Source organism: Cyanobium sp. BA5m-10 (assembly GCF_024346255.1).
Taxonomy (GTDB): domain Bacteria; phylum Cyanobacteriota; class Cyanobacteriia; order PCC-6307; family Cyanobiaceae; genus Cyanobium_A; species Cyanobium_A usitatum.
Genome location: NZ_JAGQCP010000013.1, coordinates 1 through 15,910, shown reverse-complemented (window position 1 = coordinate 15,910; position 15,910 = coordinate 1). Strand labels below are relative to the sequence as shown.

Below are 15,910 nucleotides of genomic sequence, written 5' to 3'. Positions count from 1 at the left end.
ATTAATCGTTAACGGCGACGCCCATGTTGCGGGCGGTGCCTTCGATGATGCGCATGGCCGATTCAGCGCTGGTGCAGTTGAGGTCGGGCAGCTTGGTCTTGGCGATCTCCTCGAGCTGGGCGCGGCTGATGGCACCCACCGAACCCTTGGCAGAGGTGGCGGCACCCTTCTCGATACCGGCTGCTTTCGAGATCAGCACGGAAGCGGGAGGGGTCTTGGTGATGAAGGTGAAGCTGCGGTCTTCAAAGACCGAAATTTCAACCGGGATCACATATCCAGCCTTCTCCTGCGTCCGAGCGTTGTACTCCTTGCAGAACGCCATGATGTTGACGCCGTGCTGACCGAGGGCAGGGCCCACCGGCGGCGCGGGGTTGGCTTTGCCGGCCTGGAGGGCCAGCTTGATAACGGCAACGACTTTCTTGGCCATCGTCTAAGGCTACGGGGCGAATCTGCGGATCACCCCCATCGCCGGGGATGTGAACTAAAACGGCCGCCCTCCGCAGGGAGACGGCCGCTGAGCGGGGCCGAAACCTAGCTCTGCTTGCTGATCTGGGAAAACTCGAGCTCCACCGGGGTTTCCCGGCCAAAGATCGAGAGCAGGGCCTTGAGCTTGTTGCGCTCGCCGGAAACCTCGATCACCTCGCCCTGGAAATCCTTGAAAGGACCAGCCGTGACCAGGATCTGATCGCCTTCGGCGAGATCCACCTTGACGACTGCCTTCTTTTCTGCGGCTCGCTTAAAGATGCGATCCACTTCCGTGCGGCTGAGCGGCCGGGGCTTGATGTGGCCGCGGGCCTTGGCCGTTGCGCGCCGCTCCTCTGCCCCCACGAAATTGATCACGTTGGGGGTGCTGCGCACGGCCATCATGGTGTCTTCGTCGAGCACCATTCGCACCAGCACGTAGCCGGGGAACACCTTTTCCTCCGTGCTCTGGCGCGAGCCATCCTTCTTCAGCTTCATCCCCGGGGTCTGGGGGATCTCGATCTCAAGGATCCGGTTGTCGACGCCCAAGGTGACGGCCCGCTGCTCGAGCGTGGCCTTCACCTTCTTCTCGCAGCTGGAGGCCACCTGCACCGCATACCAGCGGGCCACCTGCATCTTTTCAACCGGCGCCGGCGCTTCCAGCACTTGGGGCACCAGCTCGAGCTCTTCTGCCGCAAGCTCGAGCTCTTCTGCCGCAAGCTCAGTGGCTTCGATTTGGCTGTCGGTCAGGGACTCGGACACGGGGCTCAGGAAAGAAACGGGATCAACGGACGGGGGATCGACTACGGATCGGCTCAACGGAACACCTGATTGGCCCCCCAGCCATAAAAACGATCGATGGCGGCGATCGCTGCCGCCGAGAGACTCACCATCAAGATCACGGCCACCGATTCGCTGAACAGCTGCTGACGGCTGGGCCAAACGACTTTGCGTAGTTCCGCCAGGGTGGCGGCAGCAAAGCCATCAGGCACCGCCGAGGCTGCGGCAGGCGAGATGGACGCATCGGGGCTGGGTTCTGCCTCTTTGGAGTCGGGAGTTTGGGGGGTTGGGTCCACTGGCGCTCGCGCACGGGGGCGTCCGCGCGTACCGGCAAACGAACACCCTAGCCGAGGGGCACAAAGGTCAAGGGATTGCCCGGCTCAACACGCACGCCCCGTGCGCCACTGAAGCGCTCGGCCAGCAGCTCGGTGGCCAGGGGATTTTCCAGCTGGCGCCGCAGCACACGCCGCAGGGGCCGGGCGCCGTATTCGGGCTCGTAACCCTGCTCAGCCAGGGCCTGCACCACCGGCTCCGGCACCTCCAGCTCCAGGTGCTGCTCAGCCAGCAGCCGGGCCAGCTCGGCCAGTTGCAGGCGCACGATGCGCTGCAGGTCGGCTGGACCAAGGGGGCGGAAGCGGATCACCTCGTCAATGCGGTTAAGGAATTCCGGCCGAAACTGGCTGGCTAATGCCTGGTCTATTTGCTGGTCGAGCCAGGTCTGCTGATCGCGCCAGGCCTGCTGGTCAGGCTCCACGCCCGCCTCCCGTGCCGCCTTTGCACTGTCGAGGATGGCGCGGCTGGCCAGGTTGCTGGTCATGATCACCACCGTGTGGCGGAAGTCCACAGTGCGGCCCTGGGAATCGGTGAGGCGGCCGTCGTCGAGCACCTGCAGCAGCAAATTGAACACCTCCGGGTGGGCCTTCTCCACCTCATCAAGCAACAGCACCGCGTAGGGCCGGCGCCGCACCGCCTCGGTGAGCTGGCCGCCCTCCTCGTAGCCCACATAGCCAGGGGGTGCCCCCACCAGCCGGGCCACGGCGTTGCGCTCCATGAATTCGCTCATGTCGAGGCGCACCAGGGCGTCGTCCTCGTCGAAAAGCGCCGCCGCCAGAGCCTTGGCGAGCTCGGTTTTGCCCACGCCGGTGGGGCCCAGAAATAAAAACGAACCCACCGGCCGCGTTGGCGACTGCATACCGGCCCTAGCGCGGCGGATCGCCGCGGCCACCGCCGCCACCGCCTCTAGCTGGCCAACCACCCGCTCGCCCAGGAGTTGCTCCAGCTCCAGCAATTTCTGGCGCTCCCCCGCCAGCAGGCGCTGCACCGGAATGCCGGTCCAGCGGGCCACCACATCGGCGATGTCGCCCTCCTCCACCTGTTCACGCAGGATCGTCTCCCCCTTCAGTTCGGCCTCAAGAGTTTCGCGGCGCTGCTGCAAGCCATTGAGCTGGTCGTGCTGCAACCGGGCTGCTTCCTCATAGTCACCCTCCCGCTCGGCCTCGGTGATGGCGTGGCGTAGGTCTTCGTCTTGCTGCAACAGCTCCCGCAGCTCCGCCAGCCGCTCCCGCTCCGCCTGCCAGCGCTGCTGCAGTGCCTGCAAGGTCTCGGTGGCGCGGCGGCGCTGCTCCTGCAACTGCAGCCGCTCCTCCAGCGGCGCCGCCTCAGCCGAGAGCAGGGCCAGCTCCACCCGGCGCAGCTCGGCCTCGGCAGCTTCCACCAGCTGGGGCTTGGAGGTGACCTCCATGCGCAACTGGGCGGCGGCCTCATCCACCAGATCAATGGCCGAATCGGGCAAACAACGATCGGTGATGTAGCGGTCGGCCAGGCGAGTTGCCGCCACCAAAGCCTGGTCGGTGATGGCCACGCCGTGGTGCAACTCGTAGCGCTCCTTTAGGCCCCGCAGAATTTCCACACTGGTGTCGAGGCCTGGCTCCTTGATCAGCACCTGCTGGAAGCGGCGCTCCAGGCCAGGATCCTTCTCGATGCTGCGGCGGTAGTCCTCGGCGGTGGTGGCGCCGATGCAGCGCAGATAGCCCTGAGCCAGGGCTGGCTTGAGCACGCTGCCGGCGTCGGCGTTGGAGCGATCGCCGCTCACCACCGTGTGCAGCTCGTCGATAAACAGCACTACCCCGGCTGCCCCAGGAACGGCATCGGCGTCGTGCACCTCCTTAAGCACGGCCCGCAGGCGCTCCTCAAACTGGCCGCGAAACTTGGCCCCTGCGATCAAGGCGCCCAAATCCAGGGCCACCAGCCGCAGACCCTGGAGCGAGTCGGGCACTTCGCCGGCCACGATGCGCTGGGCCAGCAGCTCAGCCACGGCGGTCTTGCCGACGCCGGGCTCCCCAATCAGCACCGGGTTGTTCTTGCTGCGGCGTGAGAGCACCTGAATCAGGCGTCGCATCTCCAAGTCGCGGCCGATCACCGGGTCGAGTTCGCCGGCCCGGGCCGCCGCAGTGAGATCCCGGCCGTAGCGCTCCAGGGCGCTGGGCTCGGGCGGCTCCTGCTCCAGTGGGGTGGCAGCCTGTGGGGCGACGGCCAATGGGGCGGCAGCCACCGGCGCTAGCGGAGACGGGCCCGCGTCGATCCAAGCGTCGGGGGGGGGGGCTGGCGCCTGCGGAGGAGCAGGAGCCGGTGGGGCTGGGCTGGCAGGGGAGCCAGGCCGAAACTGGCGTTGCAGCAAGTCTTCGCTGAGCCCCTCAGCCGCCAGCAACGACGCCCCGATCCGGGGATCGCGCACCAAAGCGACCAGCAGGTGGGATACGTCTAAAAGAGAGTCCCCCCAGGCGGCCCGGCTGCGGTCCCCATCCTCGAGCAGATCCTCAAGGGCATCGCCGATGTACAGCTCACCGCCGGCGCTGCCGGGTTGGTCGACGCAGAAACTCTCGAGCTGATCGAGCAGGCGATCGGGCTCAAGCGGCAGGGGATCCAGCCAGCGCCCGAAACGTCTCTCCAGCAGCAGGGTCTGCAGCAGGTGCTCCACATCCATGGCGCCATGGCGCCAACGGCGAGCCGTGTCCTGGGAGGCCAAGAGCAACTCCCAGGCGTCTTCGCTGAAGCGATCTGGTTCGCTGGTGAGGCTTGGGGGCATGGGCTTAGCGGTCAGCCGCGGGAGGAGAGCTGGATTAGTTCCACCTTGTAGCCATCAGGATCTTCCACAAAGGCGATCACCGTGTTGCCGTGCTTCATCGGACCGGGTTCGCGCACCACCTTGCCGCCCTTAGCCCGGATTGCATCGCAAACCGACTGGATGTCCTCCACTCCTAGGGCGATGTGGCCATAGCCCGCACCAAGGTCGTAATGACTGGTGTCCCAGTTGTGAGTTAGCTCCAGCACGGTGGTGTCCCGCTCCTCGCCGTAACCCACAAAGGCGAGGGTGAAACGGCCTGAGGGATAGTCCTTGCGGCGCAGCATCCGCATCCCCAACACTTCCGTATAAAAGGTGAGGGAGCGCTCCAGATCGCCAACCCGGAGCATGGTGTGCAGCATGCGCATCAGCGGATCAGGCCAGGCATCAACCTGGGCACAACAAATTCCATTGTGGCGAGCAACCCCAAGGGCGGTACCCATCAGCACAAATGGATGGGTGGGGGTGACCCATAGGATCTCGACAGAGAGCGCCAATGGCACTTCAACGTGATCGATTCCCTCGACCTTGTTATTGACACCGTGGTGGCACGGGAGGTGTTGGATTCCCGCGGCACACCCACGGTGGAGGCCGAGGTGCTGCTGGAGGGAGGCGCCAGCGGCCGGGCGATTGTGCCGAGTGGCGCTAGCACCGGTGCCCATGAGGCCCATGAGCTGCGAGATGGCGGCAGCCGTTACTTCGGCAAGGGCGTCACCCAAGCCGTCAACAACATCGAAGAGCGAATCGCCCCGGCCCTTTGTGGCCTGAGCGCCCTTGACCAAAGCGCCGTGGACGGTGCCATGGCCGAACTCGACGGCAGTGACAACAAGTCCAGCCTCGGTGCCAACGCCGTGTTGGCCGTGAGCCTGGCCACCGCCCGGGCAGCCGCCAACGGCGTCGGCCTGCCCCTCTACCGCTACCTAGGCGGCCCGCTGGCCAACCTGTTGCCGGTGCCGCTGATGAATGTGATCAACGGCGGCGCCCACGCCTCCAACAACATGGATTTTCAGGAATTCATGTTGGTGCCCCATGGCGCCAGCAGCTTCCGCGAAGCCCTGCGCATGGGCGCGGAGGTGTTCCACACCCTCAAGGGTTTGCTGAGCAGCCAGGGCCTCTCAACCGCCGTTGGCGATGAGGGCGGCTTCGCTCCCGACCTGGCCAGCAATGACGCCGCCGGCGAACTGCTGATGCAAGCAATCGAGAAGGCCGGCTATCGGCCCGGCGACCAGATCTCCCTAGCTCTGGATGTGGCCAGTACCGAGTTTTTCAAAGATGGCCGCTACAACTTCGGCGGCGGCAGCTACAGCAGCGCCGAGATGGTGGACCAGTTAGCCCAGCTGGCCAGCCGGTTCCCGATCGTTTCAATTGAAGACGGCATCGCCGAAGACGACTGGGATGGTTGGGCCCTACTCACCGAGCGCCTTGGCAAAACGGTGCAGCTGGTGGGCGACGACCTGTTTGTGACCAACACCGCCCGGCTACAGCGGGGCATCGATCTTGGTGTCGCCAATTCAATTTTGATCAAAGTGAATCAGATCGGCTCGCTCACCGAAACCCTGCAGGCGATCGATCTAGCCGGCCGGGCTGGCTACACCAGTGTCATCAGCCACCGCTCCGGCGAAACCGAAGACACCACCATCGCCGACCTCGCCGTAGCCACCCGCGCCGGCCAGATCAAAACCGGATCCCTCAGTCGCTCCGATCGGGTGGCTAAATACAACCAACTGCTCCGGATTGAGGACGAACTCGGCAGCCAGGCGATCTACGCCGGCGCTGAAGACCGGGGCCCCCGCGGCAAAGCCTAAGTATTTATATCTCCCCCGTTGGAGGACGATAAATAAAAAGCAAGGGTCAGCCATTAAAGTTTCCTGAACACTTAGGGCCCGGAGGCGCTGTTGGCACCCGCCTCCCAAGACCCTCCCACCAAATTGGTGGCGTCTGAATTCACAGCAAAAAGCCCAGAGTTCAACGCAAAGGGCTTAACGCGCCTCTCCGCCTTGCTCGGCGCTATCGGCATAGTTGTCACAGGTGGAGCGTCCGTATTCACCTACCAGCTCCTGCACGAGCCTTTGGAGTCGGTTGGGGCCTCGGAGGTGAGTCACCTGGCCTCGGCCAAATGCACCGCCATTGCCCGCTCGCTCACAGCCCTTTCCCTGGCTCGCAGCGATGTGCAAAACGGGGAACCAGAGGGTGAGCGCACCGATCCCGATCCCAACGCGACCATCGGCGTAATCAGCCTCGGCAACTGGGATCTTGAGGATTTTCATACCAGCAGCATCTCCCAACAGGAAAGCCTGGCCATCCTGCGCCGTTTACCTCTAGATCCCCGCAACGATCCCCAGGCTCGATCAGTACGCACCGCCCTAAGCGGCGCCTCCCCTGAGCTCAGGGCCGACTTAAATCAGCCCCACTGCAATGGATTGGGCTACAACCTTGCCCCTATGGCGGTGCGGGCCTATCCAATACCGGGCCGCTCCAGTGGTTGGACAGCCTTTATCTACGGTCCATGGAACATACGGGGCAAGCAAAAAGCAGCCTTCTCCCTGGTAAATCTTTCGGCCAGCATGCTGGCGATCAGCGGCCACGATCAGGACCCAAGCCTGCAAGCGCCGGGCACTGCCCAAGCTTGAGCTAGAGCCAGAAGACCAAAAACTGGTAGGGCTGCGCATCGTGCCCTTTGCCAACCAGCTGGTCAGCACCCAGGTGAGCATTGACCACAACCGGCTCAACTGGACCTCCTGGCGCGCCACGGCCCTGGTTTTTCTGATGGGTTCACTGGCCACCATCTCATTGGTGCTGGTGAGTCGCAATTCGGAGATCCGGCTACGCCGGCTCAATGGAGCCCTGCTGCGCGAGAGCCGCACCGATGGGCTCACCCGCATCGCCAACCGCCGCGCCTGGGATGAGAGCCTCAATCTTGAAGAGAGCCGCCGCCAGCGACACGGCTATCAGTACGGGCTGGTGGTGGTTGATCTAAACGGCTTCAAGCAAATCAATGATGAGCAGGGCCATCAGATGGGAGACCAGGTGCAGAAGATCGCAGCCAGCCAGCTGGGCGCCCAAATGCGCGGCACGGATTTACTGGCCCGCGTTGGCGGCGACGAGTTCGCGCTGATGGTGTTCAACCCCAGCGCCTCCGGCTTGGATGAACTGGTGGATCGCCTGCGGGAGGCCCTGCAAGCCTGCGGTGTTCAAGCCTCGATCGGTGCAGCGATGAGTGAACCGCGAACCACTCTGGAGCAAACCTGGGCAAAAGCTGATGAGGCGATGTACACCTACAAGCCCCAAACCAGCAAAAAGCTCAACCCACGCCGGGCAATTGATCAATCCGGCCATCGCGCTTAAGCCGGCCCTGCAGCTTGACCCAGCTGAGCCCCACAGGCAGGCTGGCCAGCAGGGGAATGATTACTAAGGCCGGTCGAGCACTGACCGCCAGCAGGGCCGCTGCAACTGCCAAACCAGCTAGCAGCATCGACTGACCCGCAGCCTGCTGGGCCAGGGCCAAGCGCCGGAGCAGGCGATCCGTTTCGCCGGCGCGAATCTGCACCTGCAGGTCGCCCTGCTCGATGCGCGCCAGGCTGTCGTCTAATCGTTTGGGAATACCCAAGGCGCGGCTGCCCACCTCTGCCGCCTGGCGCGAGATTTCATTGAAGAGGTCGTTTGCACTACCGCCAACACCAGAACCACTGCCACCGCTTGAAGTCATTAGGGGAAGTAGGTAGGGGCGGGCAATCGCCACCAAACTAAAGCCGCTATCGAGGCTGCGGCCGACCCCCTCAAAGGTGGAGAGGGCCCGCATCACAAAGATCAGCTCTGGGGGCAACCTGAAGGGCTGTCCGTAAACCAGGTCGTATAAGTCGCCCGACAGGCGCTCAAGCACATTGGCGGAAAAAGGAGGCGTCAGCGCCTCTTCCAGCATCACCCTCACCAGGCGCCGCACCGGGCCCGGATCAACGCCAGGTGCAATCACACCCGCCTGCTGCAGCTCCTTGACCAAACCAGCTGCGTCTCGGCCAGCTGCTGCACGCACCATGCTGCCCAGGCGGCCCCGCAGGCGGCTGGAGAGCTGTCCCATCATGCCGAAGTCGTAGTAGATGAGGGCCCCATCGGCGGCAACGGCCAGGTTGCCGGGGTGGGGATCGGCGTGGAAAAAGCCAAACCGCACCAGCTGCTGCAGGTAGCTGGCGGCGCCCTTTTCCGCTACGGCGGCGGGCACGATTCCAGCCTCGATCAGGGCCTGGCGATCGGTGATCTTGATGCCGGGCACATAGTCGAGGCAAAGCACCCGGCGGGAACTCAATTCCCACACCACGGCTGGAATGCGGATGCCGGGATCGTCTAGAAACTGCTGGCGGAAGCGGGCCGCGTGCTCGGCCTCCAGCCGGAAGTCGAGCTCTCTGAGCAACACCCGCCGGCACTCCTGGGCAATGCCGATCCAGTCGCGGCCGCGGCCCCAGCGGGGATGGCGCTGCACCGCCGCGGCAACTTGTTGCATCACCTCAAGGTCGAGCCGGAAGGTGCGCTCCAAGCCAGGGCGCTGCACCTTGAACACCACCTGACGGCCGCTGCGCAGGCTGGCGCGGTGCACTTGGGCCAGGCTGGCCGAACCCAGCGGCTCGCTCTCCAGGTCAATGATCTCGGCGCAGCGCTCACCCAACTCCTGCTCCAGCAGGTCTTGCACCACCGCAAAGGGGAAGGCGGGAACCCGGTCCTGCAGGGTGGCTAGCTCCTCCACCAGTTCAGCGGGCAGCACGTCGGGACGGGCCGAAAGCAATTGGCCCAGCTTGATAAAGGCTGAGCCAAGCCCCAGGAATGCCTGGGTGAGCCAGCGGGCCCGGCGCCGCTGACGGCTCCGCTGCCGCTCTGGGGTGACACCACCGACATAGCTCCAGGCCTGGCCGTCCCACCACAGACCGAGCAGCAGGGCCAGGGCCAACCACCAGATGCGCAGCGGCCTACGCAGGATCACGAATCCTGGTCCAGTCGGCGAGCCATGGCCGCCACCCGGGCGCGCAGGGCATCGATTTGATCCTGAATATCCACAGCAGGCGCCGTGATGGCTACCTCCGGCTCGTCGTCCCTCTCGATCCGGGCAGCTTCTGCTTCCACTTCGTCCCAGAAAAGCTGAAACTCCTGACGCAGCCGCTCCGGAGCGTCCTGGGCCAGCAGAGCCAGATTGGCGGCCGCATCAACGAGGCCGCTGCCTAAGCGAGCCCCCAAGCGCTGCAAGGCAGCTTGGACAAGCGATTGCGGCGCACTCATTGGGGCCTGGCAGCAGGGGTGGACTGTGGCAGATCAGCGCCAGGCAAATCTGGAGGCGGCGGGGCATCCAGGCTTGGCGCGTCAGCGGGGACAGCCTGGGCTTCCGGTTCAGCCGCGGGCGAGGGCAACTCCTGGGGCGGCTCAGCTTCGCTGGCGGCGGGAGCCGCTGTATCGGGTTGCTGCTCTAACTGCAAAAGATCCGCGTCACCGCGGATGTCCTGGTTTTCAGCGCCAAACCGCAGCCGCAGGCTCTCCAGCGAGGTGCCCGGGAAGGGCCGCACCTCAAAGGCCTGACCAAGGCGCACCAAGGAAGGCAGCTGCAGAGCAAGCAGCCGCTGGGTGACGCCATAACCGAGGCCAAAGCAAAAGCCCACCAGCAATGGCACCTGCCAGCGGGGGCGTGGCTGGGATGGCGGAGCTGCTGAAACCGAAGCCACTTGAGCCATAGGTGCCAAATCTAGGGGGAGGGGCTTTGCTGGGGCGAGTCCCCGCCTAAGAACAGATGGCCCTGATTCCCCGCTGGCGCTTCATGAGCGACGAGGCGAAGGATTTGACAAAGCGCACTGCGGTGTCGTTGCTGGTGGTGTTGCTGGTGGCGGTTGTATTTAGAGCGCTGCTGCCATGGGCGCTACTGGGGCTGGTTATTTGGTGGATTTGGAGAGCTATCAACAAATAAAAGCCAATAAAAAAGCGGACCCGTCCAGGACCGCTCGATGACCAAACCCAAATATATCACAATTTGTAACGGCCCAGGCGGAGCTCTGTCAGGCGGCCTGCTGGTCCTTAGCCCAGGCTCTCTCAAGGGAGCTCCTGAACTGCTCGGTGCCGGACGGGGCGCCGATTAGGTGCCTGCGAAACAGGCTGGTCAAGCGCCAAAACTTGATTCCTGCCGCGATTGCAAAAACCGCCCAGGGCACAAGCATCCATAGGGGGTTGCTCATCGCTGCTGCTCTCCTCGACCAAGACCCTTAATCACCGTTGGAACTCTAATCACTGTAGGAATTCCAACAGAGATCAGCTGAAGACTCGTTTGGTTTGCCTTCAGATAATTAGGTCGTGTAATCGGCGTTAATATACTACATTCTTCAAAATGCCTGCCACAACTGGGTTTAACCACGTGACATGGTGACACACCATTGACACAGACCCTGTGACTGCCTACCGTCAAACACAGAACTGACACACCGATACCGTGTCCAGAAAAGAGGACGGAACACTTGTTCTAAACAAGACGAAGATATTTGACACTGAAAACTGTTATATCTATCAGCGTGGTGGCACCGAATCAAAATACTGGCAATTCTATTATTGGGACTCAGAAGGCAGGGAAGGATTCAGAATCAGGAAATCGCTTAGAACCAAAGATTTTCTGATTGCCCAATCACTAGCACAGAGAGAATACATCAATATCCGAGCAAAGATTCAAAACGAAGAATCACTTCAGACATTAACAGTTGCTGAAATGACTAATATATTTCTTGCTAAAAAGAAATTAGACATAAGTAGCGTTCCTCATGCGGGCATAACACCAGAGACCTATCGGATACTAAAAAATAGGTGCGAAAAATTAAATAACTTTTTAGGGAAAGATACTAGGGTTGACCACTTGAAGCGAAGTGCTTTCAAGGAATATGAGCAGTGGCGAAAAGATGGTTACGGCGGGAAAGTACCCAAAACAAAGACAACCATCAAAACTGAGTTATCCACGTTCAAATCAATCATTCAAGATATAGCAATTAAAGACAAGCGAGTTATCAGCAATGCACCAGATATTCCTAAAATCACGATTCCACCATCCGAAGATGAGCACAGAAGAAATCACTTTAGGCATGAAGAACTGAGAGTTCTCATAGGAACCATAAACGAATGGAAAGAAGAAAAGACTTTAAGAAAAACAGCAGGTCTTCACAGGCAAATGATTGCTTGTGCGATTGAGTTAATGCTTAACAGTGGGATTCGGGTTGGAGCAGTAAGGAAAATCAGATGGCGGGATATTCGTGTCAACCCAAAGGATAATCCCAAACAACAAAAGATCTTCCGAATTATCACGATCCCATCAGAAAACAACAAGACGGGCAAGCAGTATGAATGCAACTGCGAAATAGCACTCATTGTTGAGCATCTGAAAAGAATATCCCGCTTCAACTCACCAAGCGACCTACTTTTCTGCAATCAAAATGATGGCAAGACCTTTTCATCTCGCATATGGGCAGATTGCTGGAATGAAATCATCAAAAGAAGCGGGTTAGAAGAAGAATCAGGCAGGCGTTTTTCATACTATTCATTGCGACACACATACGCAACCGTATCACTTGCAAACAAGGTTCCACTTCAGTTGCTCGCTTCCAACATGGATACGGGGACAAAATATATACAAGACCACTACTATCACCACGAGACTGAAGAACTTACCGAAGAACTAAACCCTATAAAAAGAACAAGAAAGATGACTGCTGACGAAATGCTTGCTCAATACCTGCCCCAAAAAATTTAGGACGAAATATTTCTCTCTCAATCTGTCACCTCTGGAGGTCAATGGTACCAAACAGTTTTCACTTGAGAATTCGCCTTTGCTTTAAATCTTCGTAGAATTGTTGAACAGCATGAGTAATCACCTCATCATCTGAATCATACTGTGGACGGCGTTCAACTTGATTAATAATCTTGTTTCTAATCTCACGCACTTGCTGTTTTGTTTTTTGGTTCATAGAGACCCCAGTTCGCTTTTAATAGCAGAGACAATAAATGCTGATACATTGATGCTGTCATCTTTCTTCATTCTCTGCAGTTCTTCTTTATAGCGTATATCTCTTTTAGGAAAAGTAATTGTAATTTGCTGGTTCTTCATTTATACCTCGTTTATGAATAGTGAGTTTTGATAATCCAATGAATGCTGATGCTTGGATGCCTCTTTGACCAGATAGTTTGCAATAAGATAAGGATTGGAAATCTCCTTCACATGAACTTTCTTCCATCTGGAGAAACATTTTCTACTCCTTTTGACATATCCATTCCATTCATCCTCCAAAATATCTTTTGAATTGAATTTATTAGGCAGTTCAGGAAGAAGAAGATGCGTATGATACTGGAGTTTAGTCTTGCCCATTTCATGGAAGAACAACATGGGTGGATATTTGCATTTCCATGTTTGGTTAGGTCTTTTAATTCCCCAGAAGTATTTAAGAATCACGTTCTTAACTTGTGATGCATCTTGAATTATACAATCCTCGCATCCACGTCTTTTAACATAGTAATTATAGGATGGAACCTCGCTCCATAATGATTTCGCACTCTTAAATCCCCACCTGCTACTAGTGGAGTCAACATTCTCAACCACTCTCCATCCAAATTCAGAGGGGTGCTTATAATGGTAAGTAACCATAAATTTAGGATCAAATCCACAATCTATCTGGTTAGTTACAAAATTAAGTGTTGCATCTTTCTCTCTATTAGGCATCTTAATACTGGCAATGAATTAAACTTTATGTTTATCTGGGCACCGCAAAGCAACTGAGACAAATCTCAGTGCATAAAGATTTAAAAATGCTTACTTGTTTTTCTACTATCCAAGAGAATTAAACTGTTCGGCATCTAATTGGTACACCCACTATTTATAAGGATTATGATTTTAACCCTATCTTTAGCATGGCGAGAAATCTTCAACTCAATAGAAAACAACCTTAGATGCGTTCCCTTGAGTTTAATTTGCTGTTTTTATATTGTAGCACGGAAGAGATAGATCGTCAATACCTATTTTTAAAGACCTTTACGAGCAGTAGAAATAATTGATTTGATAGTGAAAACATGATTTCCATCACATTTCCGCTTCCTTGCAAAACTTATGGACTGCCGATGCACTCACACCTGTTAATTCGGCAATAGAACGAATTGAATTACCTTCCTGCCTCAACCGAAGAATATGATCTTTTTTAACCTTTGGTAGCGAAGGGCGTCCGCCAAGATTGCCCCCAATACGCTTACGGTGCTCAACACTCTCTCTGGTGCGTTCCCGAGTCAGTTCACGCTCCACCTCTGCCAGACCAGTAAGCAGTCCAATGACCAGCGGTGCCATCTTGCCAAGTGCTTTGGTGCTGATGAGACCATCCAACGTCCTGATGTGGATGCCCTGAACCTGTAGGTCGTGAAGGCGGTTGATTACTTCCACCTGAGTCCTGCCCAACCTGTCCAACTTGGTCACAATGAGTTCGTCTTCGGGTTCCAGCACCGCCAGACACGCCTGCAATTGATGACGGTGCTCTACAGGCGTTCTACTGCTGATGACCTCGTTGAAGACGTTGGAGCACCCTGCATCCTTCAATGCCGACACCTGCGTGTCGGTCGCCTGATGGGAAGTGGAGACACGTGCGTAACCGACCGACTTTGGCATTGTCCATTAACCAACCCTCTTTCCAATACTAGCACATGAACATGGTTTATGGACGGTTCAAATGCCCTTGTGGCAGTGCTCTATGGGTGTTCGCTCAACCGTTGGGTTTTCATACGGGGTCGCAGGTACTACACCATGTTGAATTAGAGGTCTTAATGCAGTAGAGTTGAAGGGAGTTCATACATACTCCTGTGAAAAAATTCTTAATTGGGGTCTCTGCTGTAGTTGCTCCAATCCTTATGTCTCCTGCTGCAGGTGCTCAGCAGTGTCGCTATGTAAAGGCAATTATGAACCCTGATTTCATGCGTTGTGAGTATTACGCCGAAGCACCCGGAATGAATATGGATAAAATCTGGATTTGCTGCTAATAATTGATCTCTTAGGATATAAATCTATCTTGTTAGCAGAGGAGGATGCCATCCTTCTGGAATGATGGCATCCTTCTCTTGTTTTAGTCCGTAGTATTTTATTTTGCATGTTTTGGACATCTCTTGACTAGTCCACGACCTAATCCCTGTATCGTAATACACTACTTTCGTGTATTCGCATATTGTTCGATTTTGGATATTTGTTTGATTTGACATGTATTCGTCAGCAATAGACAAGCATCTATAATAAGCAGTATTGTCATATGGACTTGATGTATTCCCATTGTCTTTTCTATAAGGATTGGGTTCGCATGTACTGACCTGCAATGGCATTATCTGCGATTCTGTCTGCAGAGGAATTGCTATTAACATGCAGAAAATGGTTTTGGTTATTATTTTTTTACTTTGTTTGATTTTTATCATTGGAAAAGATGATATACTATTTTTCTCATGTTAATACAATTGCAGACCCCAGCATCTAGAACTTAGCAATTGATAACTATGACGTGCTTCCGCAGGGAGTTTCTCTTTTTCTAATCTACACCATTCTATTTTTTCTTTTTCTTGTTGTTGCCTGATAAATGTCGGATCTTTCTCTCTTTCTTTTTCCTTCTCTGACCATCTTTGTTGTATAGCATCATTGTATGAATCTTCTCTTTGTTTATCCCTCTTGAATTCTAGTTCTTTCATTTTATTTTTCTCTTCTTTGGTAGGTTCATGAACAATACTGTCGCACAAAAGGTTGACCATTGCCTTGTCGTTGCCATTAGAGTTCTTTTGCAGGCAGTCTTCCTTGTCTTTGTAAATCTCTGACCTTAATGGTGGTGGAATTATCAATGATATTAGTGAAATTACTACCACGATCAGGAATGCAACTTTATACATCTCATGTTTTGATTCAAGGACGACTAATATGAGTTTCATTCTATAAATCTTTGGGATTATTAGGATCAGTTGCTGGGATCATGGATTCGCCTGGTATAAAAACTTCTTGAAGTATGCGTTCTATAAAATCTGCTCGACTGAGTATTCCCCATTCTTCACGGATTTTATCAATGGTTTCCAGCAGTGGAGTATTGAGTTTGAGCGTAACTATTTCTGTATTCTCTGATTCCATTTGCAGATAAGCGGTGAGGGATGGAACTGAGGCACCGTTAAATACGGGAATTTTGTGCTATCAGAAGCGAGTGATTTTTCGGATCCCCAAAATGGTCTTTTTACAAGAGAGAACGTGAACTTACTTTATTCCACTACCATGCAATGACACCATCTGCGACGCATCCCTCAATAAATTCACCTCAATCGCCGGATCGAACAGAGTGCAATGAGTGACACACTAGTGACACATGGAAAAAATACTGCTTAAAAGCATTGCTATGACTGCGTTTTTCCTTACGTCGTGTAATCGGCGTTAATGCGGACATATTGAGCCGAAAGGTCGCAGCCCCAGGCGACACCTGTGCCGGCGCCATCGCCCACCACCAGGCGAATAATCACCGTGTCGCTCTGCAGATAGGTGCTGGCGGCGGC

The 15,910-nt window shown here is 56.4% G+C and carries 19 protein-coding genes; 5 read left to right on the top strand and 14 right to left on the bottom strand.

The window, feature by feature from the left end:
- Position 1: 1 nt before the first annotated feature.
- The 5 genes from rplK to gloA all read right to left on the bottom strand — a co-directional run bounded on the left by rplK (position 2) and on the right by gloA (position 4,731).
- The gene (gene rplK / locus KBY85_RS06715) at positions 2–427 is read right to left on the bottom strand and encodes a 50S ribosomal protein L11 (protein ID WP_254960757.1); all 426 of its coding nucleotides are present in this window, start codon (positions 425–427) and stop codon (positions 2–4) included.
- A 104-nt stretch (positions 428–531) separates the two neighbouring features.
- Positions 532–1,098 carry a transcription termination/antitermination protein NusG gene (nusG, locus tag KBY85_RS06710; protein ID WP_396093237.1) on the bottom strand — a complete coding sequence of 189 codons (567 nt, stop codon included), beginning with the start codon at positions 1,096–1,098 and terminating at the stop codon, positions 532–534.
- Between the two features lie 179 nt (positions 1,099–1,277).
- Entirely contained in the window at positions 1,278–1,538 is a 261-nt protein-coding gene (secE, locus tag KBY85_RS06705) for a preprotein translocase subunit SecE (protein ID WP_161956167.1), read from the bottom strand.
- A 47-nt stretch (positions 1,539–1,585) separates the two neighbouring features.
- Entirely contained in the window at positions 1,586–4,327 is a 2,742-nt protein-coding gene (locus KBY85_RS06700; RefSeq protein WP_254960755.1) for an ATP-dependent Clp protease ATP-binding subunit, read from the bottom strand.
- Between the two features lie 11 nt (positions 4,328–4,338).
- Positions 4,339–4,731, bottom strand: a complete 393-nt coding sequence (gene gloA / locus KBY85_RS06695; protein ID WP_254941896.1) for a lactoylglutathione lyase — start codon at positions 4,729–4,731, stop codon at positions 4,339–4,341.
- A 141-nt stretch (positions 4,732–4,872) separates the two neighbouring features.
- On the opposite strand from gloA, the gene eno reads away from it, so the two are divergent.
- From eno to KBY85_RS06680, 3 genes are all read left to right on the top strand, one after another.
- Complete coding sequence (gene eno / locus KBY85_RS06690) at positions 4,873–6,168, top strand: phosphopyruvate hydratase (protein ID WP_254932368.1); 1,296 nt, start codon at positions 4,873–4,875, stop codon at positions 6,166–6,168.
- Positions 6,169–6,258: 90 nt separating this feature from the next.
- A complete protein-coding gene (locus tag KBY85_RS06685) occupies positions 6,259–6,993 on the top strand; it encodes a hypothetical protein (protein ID WP_254960754.1) in 735 nt (244 codons plus the stop codon).
- Between the two features lie 40 nt (positions 6,994–7,033).
- Complete coding sequence (locus KBY85_RS06680; RefSeq protein ID WP_254960753.1) at positions 7,034–7,708, top strand: GGDEF domain-containing protein; 675 nt, start codon at positions 7,034–7,036, stop codon at positions 7,706–7,708.
- Here KBY85_RS06680 and KBY85_RS06675 read toward each other — a convergent pair.
- Genes KBY85_RS06675 through KBY85_RS06665 form a run of 3 tightly spaced genes read right to left on the bottom strand, consistent with a single transcriptional unit; the run spans position 7,665 to position 10,071 of the window.
- The gene (locus tag KBY85_RS06675; protein WP_254960799.1) at positions 7,665–9,329 is read right to left on the bottom strand and encodes an AarF/ABC1/UbiB kinase family protein; all 1,665 of its coding nucleotides are present in this window, start codon (positions 9,327–9,329) and stop codon (positions 7,665–7,667) included. The two genes, KBY85_RS06680 and KBY85_RS06675, sit on opposite strands and share 44 nt — an antisense overlap.
- Positions 9,329–9,625: a hypothetical protein gene (locus KBY85_RS06670; protein WP_254960752.1), complete on the bottom strand. Its 297-nt coding sequence runs from the start codon at positions 9,623–9,625 to the stop codon at positions 9,329–9,331. Before KBY85_RS06670 ends, KBY85_RS06675 begins: the two co-directional genes overlap by 1 nt.
- Positions 9,622–10,071, bottom strand: coding sequence for a hypothetical protein (locus KBY85_RS06665; RefSeq protein ID WP_254960750.1), 450 nt, complete (start codon positions 10,069–10,071; stop codon positions 9,622–9,624). Before KBY85_RS06665 ends, KBY85_RS06670 begins: the two co-directional genes overlap by 4 nt.
- Positions 10,072–10,127: 56 nt before the next feature.
- Between KBY85_RS06665 and KBY85_RS06660 the strand changes: the two genes are divergently transcribed.
- Positions 10,128–10,301, top strand: a complete 174-nt coding sequence (locus tag KBY85_RS06660; RefSeq protein ID WP_254960749.1) for a hypothetical protein — start codon at positions 10,128–10,130, stop codon at positions 10,299–10,301.
- Positions 10,302–10,389: 88 nt separating this feature from the next.
- On the opposite strand, the gene KBY85_RS06655 is transcribed toward KBY85_RS06660, so the two are convergent.
- Positions 10,390–10,566 carry a hypothetical protein gene (locus KBY85_RS06655; RefSeq protein ID WP_254941892.1) on the bottom strand — a complete coding sequence of 59 codons (177 nt, stop codon included), beginning with the start codon at positions 10,564–10,566 and terminating at the stop codon, positions 10,390–10,392.
- A 251-nt stretch (positions 10,567–10,817) separates the two neighbouring features.
- Here KBY85_RS06655 and KBY85_RS06650 point away from each other — a divergent pair, with 251 nt between their 5' ends.
- Entirely contained in the window at positions 10,818–12,119 is a 1,302-nt protein-coding gene (locus KBY85_RS06650) for a site-specific integrase (protein ID WP_254960748.1), read from the top strand.
- Positions 12,120–12,473: 354 nt separating this feature from the next.
- On the opposite strand, the gene KBY85_RS06645 is transcribed toward KBY85_RS06650, so the two are convergent.
- The 5 genes from KBY85_RS06645 to KBY85_RS06625 all read right to left on the bottom strand — a co-directional run.
- Positions 12,474–13,082 (bottom strand): hypothetical protein, encoded by a 609-nt coding sequence (locus KBY85_RS06645; protein ID WP_254960747.1) that lies wholly within the window; start codon positions 13,080–13,082, stop codon positions 12,474–12,476.
- Between the two features lie 357 nt (positions 13,083–13,439).
- Positions 13,440–14,012, bottom strand: a complete 573-nt coding sequence (locus KBY85_RS06640; protein WP_254960746.1) for a recombinase family protein — start codon at positions 14,010–14,012, stop codon at positions 13,440–13,442.
- 821 nt (positions 14,013–14,833) lie between these two features.
- The gene (locus tag KBY85_RS06635; RefSeq protein WP_254960745.1) at positions 14,834–15,304 is read right to left on the bottom strand and encodes a hypothetical protein; all 471 of its coding nucleotides are present in this window, start codon (positions 15,302–15,304) and stop codon (positions 14,834–14,836) included.
- A gap of 1 nt (position 15,305) precedes the next feature.
- Complete coding sequence (locus KBY85_RS06630) at positions 15,306–15,497, bottom strand: ribbon-helix-helix protein, CopG family (protein ID WP_254960744.1); 192 nt, start codon at positions 15,495–15,497, stop codon at positions 15,306–15,308.
- Positions 15,498–15,772: 275 nt separating this feature from the next.
- The coding region (locus tag KBY85_RS06625; protein WP_254960798.1) for a bifunctional ornithine acetyltransferase/N-acetylglutamate synthase at positions 15,773–15,910 on the bottom strand (138 nt) is incomplete at its 5' end.